Here is a 12,988-nt window from a genome sequence, read left to right as displayed (position 1 = left end):
ACGGTCTTTATTTTTCTAAGCCCAGTGCTTTATTGTTACGATCAATAATACGCTGTAAATTCGTCTCATATAAAGGTATTTCATCTATTGTTAATTGAGATGGTGTTAACTTCGGAGCGAATTGCTGCAATGTTTTTAAAAGGCGCATCATTAAATCTTGTACGGTAATGGTTTCGCCAAGTAATTCTGAAAGTGAAGCCATCGTACTCGGTACAATTTCAGGATACGTAAAGCGTGTTTCTTCTCCTTGAATAGCTAGGTTGTAGAAATCACGAACGAGTGCGGCACGCTCAGAGCCACTTCCTGTAGCACAAAGATAAATTTGGACAGCGACACCGCCGCGAATACGGCGCTGTGAAATGCCAGCGAATTTTTGATCGCGAATACTTAAGTCATAGCTACCAGGACAGTAAGAACCTACAATTTCTTTTGCCTCGATAGTAACGTCGTAATCCTTTAACATCTCCTTAATTAAATGCCACATCGTATCGTATCCAAGATCAATATCGATACCTTTTTCCGTCTCTTGGGATAAAAGTGATACGTTTAAAACACCTTCATCAAGTACGACTGCAAGTCCGCCAGAATTACGTACGATAACATTGAAGTTGTTCTTTTTTAACAAGGAAATGCCTTCTTCTAAGTGTGGTAGGCGTGAATCTTGAATGCCAAGAACAATTGTATTGTGATGAACCCAAGAACGCATTGTTGCAGCTGATTGACCATTTCCAATGCTTGTGCACAGTGTGTCATCCATTGCGAATGACTGCAATGCATGGAATGTTGGTCCCAAACTAGATTGATCTACAATACGCCACTCTGGCTGAGATAAAATGGAACGGGAATTGCTCATATAACTAACCCCTTATCTTTAAAATGACAATCTCTATTATAGCAAAAAAATGAAGAATAGAGTTTTCTCATATATAAAGGGGAAGTTTAGATGTGAAAGAACAAAAAGGATGCATTATATGCATCCTTTTTATTCTGCAATTTTTTCTAAATTACCGTTTCGATCCATTCGGAAAGATGTTTGAGAACGTTCTTCGTCATCCATGACTGCCAACTTACGAGCTCGGTTCATAATGTTCATAAGTGTTTCGTAATCTTCTTGTACAGTATGAGATTGCTTTTCTAATTTTTCTAGTTTCTTTTCTAGTTCTTCATTTCGAAGGATTTGTGCTTTAATTTCTTGTTTCAATCTCGTATTCTCGTTTTCAAGAGCTGTTACTTTTATATTTGAGGATCCAACTGTTTGTAAGAAATAAATAACATCTTGCATTGTCATAGAGCTTTTTGCAACAGGAACGGTAGATTCTTGATATGGAATAGCTTCTTTATATTGTACAATTGATTCCTCTTGTACGAATTCTTCATAATCAGTTATCGAATCTGAAGCTGGTGGTGTATAAAGTAAACGTTTTTTCGCTTGCTCACCGCTTGCAGCGCGCATTTTATCTTTACGATGTTTTTTTGCTAGTTGAAGAGCTTGTTCATAGCTATAGCGAACGACAGCATTCCAGCGGAAACCACAAGCAGCGGATGTACGATTTAACTGATCCCCTACTTCCTCAAATGCATTTAATTGCGTACTTCCTTCTCGAACATGACGAAGTACCGTTTCAGCAAGTAATAAATCATCCTCATCTGTCCAAGCATCTTGTCTTACTTTCATAGATTCAACTCCCTTTCTTTTTATGAACTTCCTATTTTTATAATGGGCAAAAAAATAAACTTTTATACAAAGCTTTTAAAAATATGGTAGATTTCGATGAAAGGTAAAAATTTTCCCATGAATGGTGAGCGCTTCTATAGGAGAGCATATAAATATGTAGCATTATGTAGAGAATAGGCCCTGTAGGGAAACTTGCAACGAGCTTCAAAGAACGGTAAAATACCATTTAGTGTTTATTTTTAAATGTACTTGAGAAAAGTTTAAAATAGAGGAAGTGTTATATAATGGGAAACGAATTTCGCGTGTGCGATGACTGTCAGGCAACGAACGTTAAAACGTTAGTTCCGAAGTTAAAAAAAGTAGATTCATGTGCAACGATTGAAGTTGGATGTCAGTCTTACTGTGGTCCTGGTCGTAAAAAATCATTCGCATTTGTAAATAACCGTCCAGTTGCGGCTCCAACAGAAGATGAGTTAATCGTAAAAATTGAAGCAAAGTTAAATAAGTAAGAAAAAGAAGAGTGAAAAGATTACTCTTCTTTTTTATGCCCATAAGAGGAACGATTTATTCTGCGCAAGTGCTCTTGTGTGGACGAACGTTTTCTAAAGGATGGATATAACTTTTGTATTAAAGTTCTAATTTATATAAATTTGTATTTCAAAATAATGGTTGACAGTCTTTTAAAGCGATAGGTAGAATAGAAGTGTCTGATTCTGAGAATCATTATCAGGAAAATAACAATTCACCTAATTTTTTTATTACTATTTGAGAATAAATTTCATTTTAATAAATATATGTTGTTGGTTAGGATGGTTGAGGGATGGAAGCGAGCGCAAGCAGTATAGAACAGCAAGAAGAGAATGTTAAAGAGATTAAGAGCAGACCGCTCATTGCTTCTATTATTTTAGTAGCGGGTACAGTTTTGTTAGCTTTAAGCATGGCAGTTTCTATTTCTTTTGGGGCTGCAGATATTAGTTTAAAGACTGTATGGCAAGCTGTATTTCAGTTTGATGGATCTATTACACATCATAACGTAATTCAAGAGCTTCGCATGCCTAGAGCAATAGGGGGCGTAGTTGCAGGTGCCTTTTTAGCGGTATCAGGAGCAATTATGCAAGGCATGACGCGAAATCCACTTGCTTCACCATCGTTAATGGGGATTACAGATGGTGCAGTATTTGGAATTGCAATTATGTATGCATTTTTCCCTAATTCACCTTATTTAATATTTGTTATTGCATCTTTTATTGGAGCTGCGTTTGGTGCAAGCATTGTATATGGAATTGGGTCTTCTTCACCAGGTGGATTAACACCTGTGAAATTAGCTTTAGCAGGTGCAGCTATTAGTGCTTTATTAGGGGCAATTTCATCTGGAATTGCATTGTATTTTAATCTTGCTCAAGAGGTGAGCATGTGGAATGCAGGCGGAGTTGCTGGAGTGAAATGGCAAAGTATTAATATGTTAGTGCCAATTGGCCTTGTTTGTCTTTTTATCGCAATTATGATGTCGAGATATATTACAATTTTGAGCTTCGGTGAAGAAATTGCGATTGGACTTGGTCAAAATACGACATTAATTAAATTTATCGGAACAGTACTTGTTCTTGTTTTAACGGGTTCCGCAGTTTCCATGGCAGGATCAGTTGGATTTGTTGGTCTTGTAATCCCGCATATGACTCGTTTCCTTGTAGGCTCGGACTATAGATGGGTTATTCCATGTTCTGCGGTCTTAGGCGGGCTGTTAATTGAATGTGCAGATATGTTATCTCGCGTTATTAACCCGCCATTTGAAACGCCAATTGGAGCAATTACAGCGCTAATTGGGGTTCCATTCTTCCTCTACTTAGCACGTAATGAAGGGAGAGGAAAGATGTGAGGACGAGTATCTTAACAAAAAAGAACATTTCTATATTAACGATTTTAGTAGGACTAATCGTTTCTATATTTCTTATTAGTTTAAATACAGGAACTTTTAAAATACCGCCAATGGACGTATTAAAGTCATTGGTTGGAATAGGGGCTGAAGATCAGTCTGTTATTTTATTTGAATTCCGCATGCCGCGTATGGTGATTGCTATATTAGTCGGATCTGCTTTAGCGATGTCAGGTGCGATTTTGCAAGGATTATCACGAAATCCACTTGCTGATCCAGGTATTATCGGTATTAACGCTGGAGCGGGATTAACAGTTGTTATATTCGTCTACTTTTTCTTTGGAAAAGTTGGGACTGGTACATTTTTATCTGTATTTATCCTTCCATTCTTCGCGTTGGTTGGTGCAATATTAGCGGCGGTTATTATTTATTTACTAGCATGGAAAGACGGCGTTTCATCAACGAGATTAATACTAGTTGGTATCGCTGTTGCAGCCGGGTTTGGTGCTGTTAGTTTAATTTTTTCTATGAAGATGACATCTAACGATTTTCGCTTTGCTACGATTTGGTTAGCAGGAAGTCTATGGGGCACAGATTGGAAGTTCGTGCTAAGTGTACTTCCATGGATGGTTATTTTCTTGCCACTTGCTATTAGTAAGGCGCACATATTAAATGTAATGAACCTAGGCGATTCTACAGCAGTTGGTCTTGGTTTAAATGTAGAAAAGGAAAGACGTAAATTATTATTTATTGCAGTTTGCTTAGCTGGTGCATCTGTCGCTGTTGCCGGAGGAATTGGTTTTATCGGTTTAATGGCTCCGCATTTAGCGAGGCGCCTTGTTGGTGGTAAACATCAAATTATGCTGCCTACTGCTGCACTAATAGGGACGTTTTTACTCTTATTCGCAGACGTAATTTCAAGAAGCGTGTTAACAACTTCAGAAATACCGGTCGGTCTTGTTATTTCTGTAATTGGTGCACCATATTTCATATACTTACTTATGAGGACAAAATAAAGGGAGGCTTTTTGTATGGCAACTTTAGCAGTTGATGCGGTATCTGTTGGCTATAATGAAGGGTTAATTATTGATGGATTAACAGTTGAAATTCCGGAAGGGAAAATTACAACAATTATTGGACCAAATGGTTGTGGGAAGTCCACATTATTAAAAACGGCTTCTCGTATTTTGAAGGCGAAAAAAGGTACTGTTTATCTTGACGGAAAAGCAATCGAGAAACAACCAACAAAAGAAATCGCAAAGAAAATGGCGATTTTACCACAGACTGCAGAAGTGCCAACTGGCCTTACTGTGTTTGAACTTGTTTCATATGGACGTTTTCCTCATCAAAAAGGATTTGGAACGTTGAAAGAAGAGGATTATCGTTACATTCATTGGGCACTTGAAGTGACGGGAATGACAGAATTCGCAAATCGTTCAGCAGAGGCGTTATCAGGCGGGCAACGTCAACGTGTATGGATTGCGATGGCCCTTGCACAAGGAACAGAATTACTTGTATTGGATGAACCAACAACGTACTTAGATATGGCTCATCAATTAGAAGTATTAAACTTATTGAAAAAATTAAATGAAGAAGAAGGTAGAACGATTGTTATGGTTATCCATGACTTAAACCACGCTTCTCGTTTCTCAGATCATATGATTGCATTAAAAGCAGGTAAGTTAATGAAACAAGGAACGCCAGATGAAGTTATGACAAGTGAAACACTTCGCAGTGTATTTGAGATTGAAGCTCAAATCGTTCCTTGTCCAGTAAACTGTAAGCCAATTTGTTTAACATATGATTTAGCGATGATTAGTAATCAATTGCGTAAAAAAGCATAAGTAGAACCCCCTCGTGAAGAGGGGGACTTCTAATGGACGTTGAGCTTCTTATATAAGAATGGGAAGTTGAACGCCCGTTAGAATGGGTTATTAACAACAATTAATAAATATATATAAATTAATTGTTATATTTGTTTCTTATAGTTCATTGTAACTTATAAGATAAATACAGCTAGAAGGAGTGGGAACATGAAGAATTTTAAAATGGCACTATTAGCAATGGTACTAGTTGTGACTTCTGTACTATTTGCAGCTTGTTCTAACAAAGAAGAAAAGAAAGCAGATGCAAAGACTGAAGAGCGCACTGTAAAACATGCAAAAGGGGAAATTAAAATTCCTGCAAATCCAAAGAAAATTGCTGACCTTAGTGGTTCAACAGAAGAATTATTAATTTTCGGTATGAAACCGGTTATTACTGCTAATACATCTCAAGAAAAAATTGATGCACATATTGAAAAGAAACTAAAAGACGTTAAACCAGTTGGTTCTGCTTGGGGCGATAAAATTAACATCGAAGCAGTAGCTGCTGCAAAACCAGATTTAATTCTTGTAAATAATCGTCAAGAAAAGATTTATGATCAATTATCTAAAATTGCACCAACAGTTATGTTAAACACTCCATTAGATCAATGGCGTCCAAAATTCCAAGAAGTAGGTCAAATCTTTGGTAAAGAAAAAGAAACAAAAGAATGGTTCAAAAAGTATGATGAAAAAGCAAGCAAATTACATGACAAAATCGTCGCTAAAACTGGTGAAGCAACATTTATGAAAATGGCTGCATATCCAAATGCTTTCCGCGTATACGGTGACTACGGTTACGGTAGCGTAATCTTTAATGATTTAAAACTACCAGCAGTTAAAGGTACACCAACTGATAAACCGTTAGTACAAGTACAAAAAGAAGCTTTAATCGATTACAACCCAGATTACTTATTCGTATTTACAACTGGTGACGGTTCTCAGCGCTTAAAAGAATTCCAAGAAGAATCAATTTGGAAAAACATGAACGCTGTTAAAAACAACCACGTATTTACAATTAAAAATGAAGACTTAAACAAAGGTTACTTCCCATTAGGGAAAGATATGATCTTAGACGAAGTTGCTGAATTCGTTTTAGGTAAATAATGTATAAAGGAAATCACTTTTACTTCGGTAAAGGTGATTTTTTCTTTTTATAAAGGGAATTAATACAGTCTTTCATTTCTTTCTGTTTCTCATTTCGTTTATAATATAAAGTAAGAATGTAGTAAAGAAAGGGGGATGTCGGAAAGTGGTATATTTAAACGACAAACTCAGCGAAACAAAAGTGTTTAAAGACCCAGTACATAAATATGTGCACGTGCGTGATCGTGTTATTTGGGATTTAATCGGAACGAAAGAATTTCAACGCTTGCGCCGTATTAAGCAGCTTGGAACGACATTTTTTACATTTCACGGTGCAGAGCATAGTCGCTTTACTCATTCGTTAGGTGTATACGAAATTATTCGTCGTATGATTGATGATGTGTTTGATGGCAGACCAAATTGGAATGCTGAAGATAGATTGTTATGTTTATGTGCGGCATTACTTCATGATGTCGGCCACGGCCCATTTTCTCACTCGTTTGAAAAAGTATTTTCATTAGATCATGAGAAATTTACGCAAAAGATTATCGTTGGCAATACGGAGATTAATGATGTATTAAGTCGTGTTGATAAGGAGTTTCCACAAAAGGTAGCAGATGTAATTGCAAAAACGTCTACTAATAAATTAGCGATTAGTATGATTTCGAGTCAAATTGATGCGGATCGTATGGATTATTTATTAAGAGATGCTTATTTTACAGGCGTAAAGTACGGAAACTTCGATATGGAACGTATACTGCGTGTAATGCGTCCGTATGGGAATCAAGTAGTCATTAAAAATAGTGGTATGCATGCTGTTGAGCATTACATTATGAGTCGTTATCAAATGTATTGGCAAGTATATTTCCATCCGGTAACGCGAAGTGCAGAAGTTATTTTAACGAAGATTTTACACCGTGCGAAATCACTGCACGAGAAGTATTACACATTTAAAAATCATCCTGTTCATTTCTATTCTTTATTTGAAGAAGAAGTAACAGTAGAGGATTATTTAAAGTTAGACGAGAACGTTATGTATTACTACTTCCAAGTATGGCAGGAAGAAGAAGATCCAATTTTAAGCGATTTATGTCGCCGTTTTATGAATCGAAATCTATTTAAATATGTAGAGTTTACAGATAAACACGGTTTAGATAATTGGATGGAGTTAAGTAGTTTATTTAAAAAGATTGGACTTGATCCGGAGTATTATTTAGTAGTTGATTCAACATCGGACTTACCGTATGACTTTTATCGTGCAGGAGAAGAAGAAGAGCGTCTGCCAATCCTGCTTCTTATGCCAAACGGAGAGCTTAGAGAGCTTTCACGTGAATCGGATATTGTTGAGGCGATTACAGGTAAGAAAAGAACGGATCAAAAGTTATTCTATCCACATGATTTAATCTATGAAGATGGAAGAAAAGGAAAATATAAAGAGAGAATTATTGAGTTGTTAGAAGGAAAGAAATAAGAAGCAGCTAATGGCTACTTCTTATGAAAAAACTTGAAATTATTTGTCGCTTAAGCGTTTTCCGCCAACTGCATAATGGTTTTTAGACATTTCTTCGATGAAAACAACGATGTTTTCTTCAGGAGCACCAGTTGTTTCGCTTACTGCTGCTGTTACTTTCTCAGCAAGAGCTTTCTTTTGTTCTTCTGTGCGTCCTTCTAGCATTTTCACTGTTACGTATGGCATGTACAATCGCTCCTTTTATGTAAGTTACACTCTTATTATAGCGGATTATGGGGAAGAACAATCGAAAAAACAAATAATTTCTTTTTTTGACATATGGAAGAGGAGATGAAGTATGGATCAGTTATTTAGATATCCATTGCACGAAATTCCGTTGGTAGCAATGGCGATTATTATTGCATTATCCGTTCATGAATTTGCACATGCATATGTTGCATATAAATTTGGGGACGATACAGCAAAGAGACAAGGGCGTTTAACGTTATCACCGATGGCTCATTTAGACCCTATCGGTTTGATTGCAGTATTAATTCTTGGATTCGGTTGGGCAAGACCGGTTCCTGTTAACCCATATAACTTTAAAAGACCGCGTCTTGCAGGCATATTAGTTTCAATTGCAGGGCCGATTAGTAACTTAATTTTAAGTGCAATTGGTTTAATTATTTGGTATAGCTTATTAAAATTTGGTGTATTATACTCAATTCCATCTGCAGTAGCAGATACGTTAGCTCAATTTTTCCAGATTTTTATTATGCTGAATATCGTTTTACTTGTATTTAACTTATTACCGATCCCACCACTTGATGGGTATCGCGTAGTGGAAGATTTAGCACCAGCAAATATTCGCGCGAAAATGACACAGTATGAAAAATACGGGGCAATTGCGTTATTAATTCTCGTTATTACACCGCTTAGTAATTACACAATTCAACCTATTTTTCAGGTAGTTATTCCGCATGTATTTGTATTTTTAGATAGCATCATTGCGCCTATTTTTGGCCTTTTATAATTTTTAAGTGAGGAGGATTTTACATATGACAGAGAAAAAGAAAAAAATCGGTTTTAATATCGTGAAAAATGATTCAACAGATGGACATGGTGGATTTGGTGTTGGGGCATTAAGCTTAGAAAACATTTCACCTGTATTTGTTGATGTACTAGAGAAGACTGCATTCGTTGATATCGGTGCGATGCATGCGCGTAGTACAGTAGAAAAAGGTATTAAGTTTTTAACAAATAAAGATGAAGTTCCAAACGGAAAACCATTTTGGCTTGTTTGGGTAACGATTGAAAGAACTGCGACAGGTGCGTATTACGCAGGTGTAACAGCTTGTGAAATGACAGTTGACCGTGAGATTCGCCGCGGATATAAATCACTTCCAGAACACGTAAACAAAATGGATAAATCAATGAAGCGTCACATTATGGTTGACCATATGGATGAATCATCTAAAAAAGTACTTGGTACGTTCTTGAAAGAACATAATGAAGCGATTTGGAACGAATCTGGTGAAGAATTGCGCCGTGCATTATTAAGTGAATAAAAAATAGCTGACGGATGCCCGTCAGCTATTTTTTTTACCAAGGAAGATATTTTTTCCACCAACTTGTTTTTTTCTTTTCTTCAGTCGTTTTTTCAAATTCTTCTTTATCATCGACGTGATCCATACAATATTCAGTCGGTTCGGTACCTTTAGCGAAGTACATTTTCACAGAAATAGGACAATTTTTTGTAGCAATTTTACCGTTCTCTGGGTTGATATTAACCGCTACGACGTCACCTGGTTGTTTAAATTCTTTTTTTGGCTGTCCATCTAAGCCTTTCTCCATCGTATCAGTCCATATTTTCTTCGCATATCCTTGTTCTGCTACGTTTGAAATAGATTTAGGTTGATCGTATCCGACCCATACACCAGTTACGATTTGCGGAGTAAATCCGATCATCCAACTATCCGTTTCAGTAGAACCAGATTTTCCGGCATATGTTCTTGATAATTTTGATAACATCGATTGGCCAGTTACAGCAGCATAACTGCTTAGTTTCTTATTAAACATACCAGTCATCATTTCTTCCATTACAAACGCTTTGCTCTTGTCGAGAACTTGTTTACTCTCTAAATGAGCATCGTATAATATATTTCCTTCATGATCCATAATGCGGCGAATGAAAGTAGGTTTTACTTCTTTTCCACCGTTTGCGAACATGCTATAAGCGTTGACCATTTCAATTGGTTTTACTGGTGATGTACCGAGAGCTAGAGAAGGCACATCTTTTAATGCACTTGTAATTCCAAATTGTTTCGCTGTTTTTGCAAGCGCGTCATCTCCTAAAAATAAATTCGTTTTCACAGCATATATGTTATCAGAGACTGCGAGAGCTTGTGCCATCGTTACGAAATCATCGGCATAATAATCTTTATAGTTCTTCGGTTTATACTTTGAAACACCGTCACCTAAGGTGAATACAGTATATTCGCTTTTTAAGCGCGTAGCAGGTGTGAATCCTCGTTCTAATGCCGCATAATATAGAAATGGCTTAAATGTAGAACCAGGCTGACGGATGGCTTGTGTAGCTCTGTTAAATTGACTCGTAGTATAATCAGTTCCGCCAACAAGAGCAGCCACTTCACCTGTCGTTGGATTCATAGAGACGAGAGCAGTTTGTATGTTTGTTGTGTCAGGTATATGATCTTTTACAGCTTGTTCTGCTACAGCTTGTAGTTTAGGGTCTAGCGTTGTATAAATTCGCAAGCCACCTCGTTGTAAAGCTTGTTCGTCTAATCCAACATCACGAAGAAGTGAAGCTTGTACAGCATCTTGGAAATATGGTGCGACCTCTGCTACTTTTTTCGTATCTAATGAGGCAAAAGTTAGTGGCTCTTTCTTCGCTAAGGCTGCTTGTTGCTTCGTAATATATCCTTGTTCTACCATTTCATCTAATATGAGGGCTTGTCGTCCTTTAGCACGATCCTCTTTCAAAAAGGGAGAATAGACACTTGGCCCTTTTGGGATACCTGCGAGCATACTAGCTTCTGCTAATGTTAACTCTTTTGCTGTTTTATCGAAATATAGACGGGACGCAGCTTCGATGCCATAAGCGCCATGTCCGTAATAAATTGTATTTAAATATCCTTCTAAAATATGATTTTTATTATAGTTTACTTCAAGGCGGACAGTGTACATTGCCTCTAATAATTTCCGTTTCCACGTTTTATCATGATCTAAATACAGATTACGCGCGTATTGTTGTGTAATTGTACTAGCTCCTTGTACCTTTGCCATTGCTTTTAAATCAGCAACAATTGCACCTGCAATCCGTTTTACATCGAAGCCGTGATGTTTATAAAATCTTTGATCTTCAATAGAAAGGGTCGCTTCTTTTACATAAGGTGAAATTTCATTAAGAGAGACATTGTAACGTTTTTGAATTTCGTTACTTTGTCCAATAACGGTATCATCGTTTGCGTAAAAGACGCTTGTTTGCGGGACCGCAACAGGAGGAGGTCCCATAATTTTTGCAACTATAATAATAACAAAAAAAGAAAAAACGAAGAAAAGGACGCAAGAAAACATTGCGGTGAAGAAAAGACGTTTATATTTTTTAAGTTTTGGATTCATAGTTTGATCCATCTTTTTTCAGCCCCTCATTAATACAAGCGTTATTGTATTAGTATTGAGGGTTTTCGTTTATTTTAAACAATGAAATTTCGAAAATAAAAAAGCCCCTTCCATTAAGAAAGGAGCTCAAAGGCACGTGCTGGCCAATCGGTAATGATGACATCTACACCATAATCAATCATAGTTTGTAAATCTTTGTATTCGTTAATTGTATATGGACGGAAAACATATCCTTGCTCTTGTGCTAACTGCACAAATTCTTTCGTTAATAGCTGGAAGTTTGGATGTAATCCACTTGCTTCTCTATGTTTTGCTTCGGCAATTGGATCAGCAATCGGTGTATCATATAAAATTGCTCTTGGAATTTCAGGAGCAATTTCTGCTAATAATGAAACAGAGTCATGGTTAAATGATGAAAATACAATTTGATTTGAAAGATGATATTCACGCACAAGTGCAACAACTTTTTCCTCAATATTTGGGTAATGAATAACATCTGTTTTTAATTCGATATTTAGTTGTAAGTTCGTTGTGGAAAGCCAAATGAAAACCTCGCGCAACGTTGGAATTTTTGCTTCTTGGAAAGAAGGGGCTTTATGGCTACCAGCGTCCAATGATTGTAATTCCTCTACCGTTTTTTCAGAAACAAGTCCAACGCCATTTGTTGTACGATCGACGGTTTCATCGTGAATTACGACAAGTTCACCATCTTTTGATAGGTGGACATCGAGTTCAATTCCGTGAGCGCCAATGCGTTCAGCTTCTTGGAAGGCAATCATCGTATTTTCGGGATGTGTTCCTTTTACTCCGCGGTGAGCAAAAATAAGTGGTTTACTCATATGAAAATCTCCTTATTATCTCTTTTCTTTCATTATGAAACTGCTTTAGGGAAAATACAATTGAATATGACAAACATTTACAAAAGTCTAACAGTTGCAGAAAAGTTAACGTTAACGTAAAATGTAATAATTGAGTGAAGGGAGGAATAAACATGTATAAAATTGATGAAGTAACAAAGCAAGTCGGTTTAACAAAACGTACACTTCGTTATTATGAGGAAATTGGTTTAATTCATCCCCCAGAACGTAGTGAGGGGAATATTCGTCTGTATACGGATGAGGATATTGCCAGAATTAAAAGAATTGTAGAAGCGAAAGAAGTGCTAGGAATCACACTTCAAGAAATGCAACATTTCTTATCACTAAAAGAAAGAATGGAGCAAAGAAGAAATAGCGAGAACCCTCGTGATCGTGAAGTGATTCAAGAAATTAAAGATATGCTTGAAAAACAAGTGCAAACGTTAGACGAAAAAATGGAGCAAATGCAACGTGTAAAGGCAGAACTCGAAGATAGTTTACATCGTGCAGTAACATTTTTAGAGAGCACAAAAGGAGAGTAAT

The 12,988-nt window shown here is 36.7% G+C and carries 14 protein-coding genes; 9 read left to right on the top strand and 5 right to left on the bottom strand.

Going from position 1 to position 12,988, the window contains the following annotated elements; translation table 11 throughout:
• Positions 1–7 precede the first annotated feature (7 nt).
• Positions 8–853 (bottom strand): lipoate--protein ligase family protein, encoded by an 846-nt coding sequence (locus ACYFX0_RS17485; protein WP_460271059.1) that lies wholly within the window; start codon positions 851–853, stop codon positions 8–10.
• A gap of 129 nt (positions 854–982) precedes the next feature.
• A complete protein-coding gene (locus tag ACYFX0_RS17480) occupies positions 983–1,675 on the bottom strand; it encodes an RsfA family transcriptional regulator (RefSeq protein WP_000868355.1) in 693 nt (230 codons plus the stop codon).
• Between the two features lie 284 nt (positions 1,676–1,959).
• Here ACYFX0_RS17480 and ACYFX0_RS17475 point away from each other — a divergent pair, with 284 nt between their 5' ends.
• The 6 genes from ACYFX0_RS17475 (at position 1,960) to ACYFX0_RS17450 (ending at position 7,967) form a co-directional block, all read left to right on the top strand.
• Positions 1,960–2,184 carry a YuzB family protein gene (locus ACYFX0_RS17475; protein WP_000526079.1) on the top strand — a complete coding sequence of 75 codons (225 nt, stop codon included), beginning with the start codon at positions 1,960–1,962 and terminating at the stop codon, positions 2,182–2,184.
• Between the two features lie 311 nt (positions 2,185–2,495).
• Positions 2,496–3,551, top strand: a complete 1,056-nt coding sequence (locus tag ACYFX0_RS17470; protein WP_106081703.1) for a FecCD family ABC transporter permease — start codon at positions 2,496–2,498, stop codon at positions 3,549–3,551.
• Complete coding sequence (locus ACYFX0_RS17465) at positions 3,548–4,564, top strand: FecCD family ABC transporter permease (protein ID WP_106081702.1); 1,017 nt, start codon at positions 3,548–3,550, stop codon at positions 4,562–4,564. Before ACYFX0_RS17470 ends, ACYFX0_RS17465 begins: the two co-directional genes overlap by 4 nt.
• Positions 4,565–4,579: 15 nt before the next feature.
• Positions 4,580–5,392, top strand: a complete 813-nt coding sequence (locus ACYFX0_RS17460; protein WP_000212066.1) for an ABC transporter ATP-binding protein — start codon at positions 4,580–4,582, stop codon at positions 5,390–5,392.
• Between the two features lie 189 nt (positions 5,393–5,581).
• Positions 5,582–6,517: an ABC transporter substrate-binding protein gene (locus ACYFX0_RS17455; protein ID WP_106081701.1), complete on the top strand. Its 936-nt coding sequence runs from the start codon at positions 5,582–5,584 to the stop codon at positions 6,515–6,517.
• 145 nt (positions 6,518–6,662) lie between these two features.
• The gene (locus ACYFX0_RS17450) at positions 6,663–7,967 is read left to right on the top strand and encodes an HD domain-containing protein (RefSeq protein ID WP_000262742.1); all 1,305 of its coding nucleotides are present in this window, start codon (positions 6,663–6,665) and stop codon (positions 7,965–7,967) included.
• A gap of 39 nt (positions 7,968–8,006) precedes the next feature.
• Here ACYFX0_RS17450 and ACYFX0_RS17445 read toward each other — a convergent pair whose 3' ends face one another.
• Positions 8,007–8,192: a 2-hydroxymuconate tautomerase gene (locus ACYFX0_RS17445; protein WP_001147171.1), complete on the bottom strand. Its 186-nt coding sequence runs from the start codon at positions 8,190–8,192 to the stop codon at positions 8,007–8,009.
• 112 nt (positions 8,193–8,304) lie between these two features.
• On the opposite strand from ACYFX0_RS17445, the gene ACYFX0_RS17440 reads away from it, so the two are divergent.
• Both ACYFX0_RS17440 and ACYFX0_RS17435 read left to right on the top strand, forming a co-directional pair.
• On the top strand, positions 8,305–8,979 hold the full coding sequence (locus tag ACYFX0_RS17440; protein WP_000372445.1) for a site-2 protease family protein: 675 nt from the start codon (positions 8,305–8,307) through the stop codon (positions 8,977–8,979).
• 25 nt (positions 8,980–9,004) lie between these two features.
• A complete protein-coding gene (locus tag ACYFX0_RS17435; RefSeq protein ID WP_000136681.1) occupies positions 9,005–9,514 on the top strand; it encodes a YwhD family protein in 510 nt (169 codons plus the stop codon).
• Between the two features lie 34 nt (positions 9,515–9,548).
• Here ACYFX0_RS17435 and ACYFX0_RS17430 read toward each other — a convergent pair whose 3' ends face one another.
• On the bottom strand, positions 9,549–11,600 hold the full coding sequence (locus ACYFX0_RS17430; RefSeq protein WP_079246218.1) for a transglycosylase domain-containing protein: 2,052 nt from the start codon (positions 11,598–11,600) through the stop codon (positions 9,549–9,551).
• Between the two features lie 101 nt (positions 11,601–11,701).
• Positions 11,702–12,427 carry a glycerophosphodiester phosphodiesterase gene (locus ACYFX0_RS17425; RefSeq protein WP_000042780.1) on the bottom strand — a complete coding sequence of 242 codons (726 nt, stop codon included), beginning with the start codon at positions 12,425–12,427 and terminating at the stop codon, positions 11,702–11,704.
• Between the two features lie 152 nt (positions 12,428–12,579).
• Between ACYFX0_RS17425 and ACYFX0_RS17420 the strand changes: the two genes are divergently transcribed.
• Positions 12,580–12,987, top strand: a complete 408-nt coding sequence (locus ACYFX0_RS17420) for a MerR family transcriptional regulator (RefSeq protein ID WP_000276560.1) — start codon at positions 12,580–12,582, stop codon at positions 12,985–12,987.
• The last annotated feature ends 1 nt before the right edge of the window (position 12,988 follow it).

The sequence above is a fragment of the Bacillus sp. NEAU-Y102 genome (assembly GCF_054788175.1).
Note: the sequence above shows the minus strand (reverse complement) of the source record. Positions and strands in the feature narration are given on the sequence as shown.

What these genes read in the sequence shown, in the direction of transcription:
- ACYFX0_RS17485 (WP_460271059.1), bottom strand. Translation starts at nt 853, where the DNA reads ATGAGCAATTCCCGTTCCATTTTATCTCAGCCAGAGTGGCGTATTGTA.
- ACYFX0_RS17480 (WP_000868355.1), bottom strand. Translation starts at nt 1,675, where the DNA reads ATGAAAGTAAGACAAGATGCTTGGACAGATGAGGATGATTTATTACTT.
- ACYFX0_RS17475 (WP_000526079.1), top strand. Translation starts at nt 1,960, where the DNA reads ATGGGAAACGAATTTCGCGTGTGCGATGACTGTCAGGCAACGAACGTT.
- ACYFX0_RS17470 (WP_106081703.1), top strand. Translation starts at nt 2,496, where the DNA reads ATGGAAGCGAGCGCAAGCAGTATAGAACAGCAAGAAGAGAATGTTAAA.
- ACYFX0_RS17460 (WP_000212066.1), top strand. Translation starts at nt 4,580, where the DNA reads ATGGCAACTTTAGCAGTTGATGCGGTATCTGTTGGCTATAATGAAGGG.
- ACYFX0_RS17455 (WP_106081701.1), top strand. Translation starts at nt 5,582, where the DNA reads ATGAAGAATTTTAAAATGGCACTATTAGCAATGGTACTAGTTGTGACT.
- ACYFX0_RS17445 (WP_001147171.1), bottom strand. Translation starts at nt 8,192, where the DNA reads ATGCCATACGTAACAGTGAAAATGCTAGAAGGACGCACAGAAGAACAA.
- ACYFX0_RS17440 (WP_000372445.1), top strand. Translation starts at nt 8,305, where the DNA reads ATGGATCAGTTATTTAGATATCCATTGCACGAAATTCCGTTGGTAGCA.
- ACYFX0_RS17435 (WP_000136681.1), top strand. Translation starts at nt 9,005, where the DNA reads ATGACAGAGAAAAAGAAAAAAATCGGTTTTAATATCGTGAAAAATGAT.
- ACYFX0_RS17430 (WP_079246218.1), bottom strand. Translation starts at nt 11,600, where the DNA reads ATGGATCAAACTATGAATCCAAAACTTAAAAAATATAAACGTCTTTTC.
- ACYFX0_RS17425 (WP_000042780.1), bottom strand. Translation starts at nt 12,427, where the DNA reads ATGAGTAAACCACTTATTTTTGCTCACCGCGGAGTAAAAGGAACACAT.
- ACYFX0_RS17420 (WP_000276560.1), top strand. Translation starts at nt 12,580, where the DNA reads ATGTATAAAATTGATGAAGTAACAAAGCAAGTCGGTTTAACAAAACGT.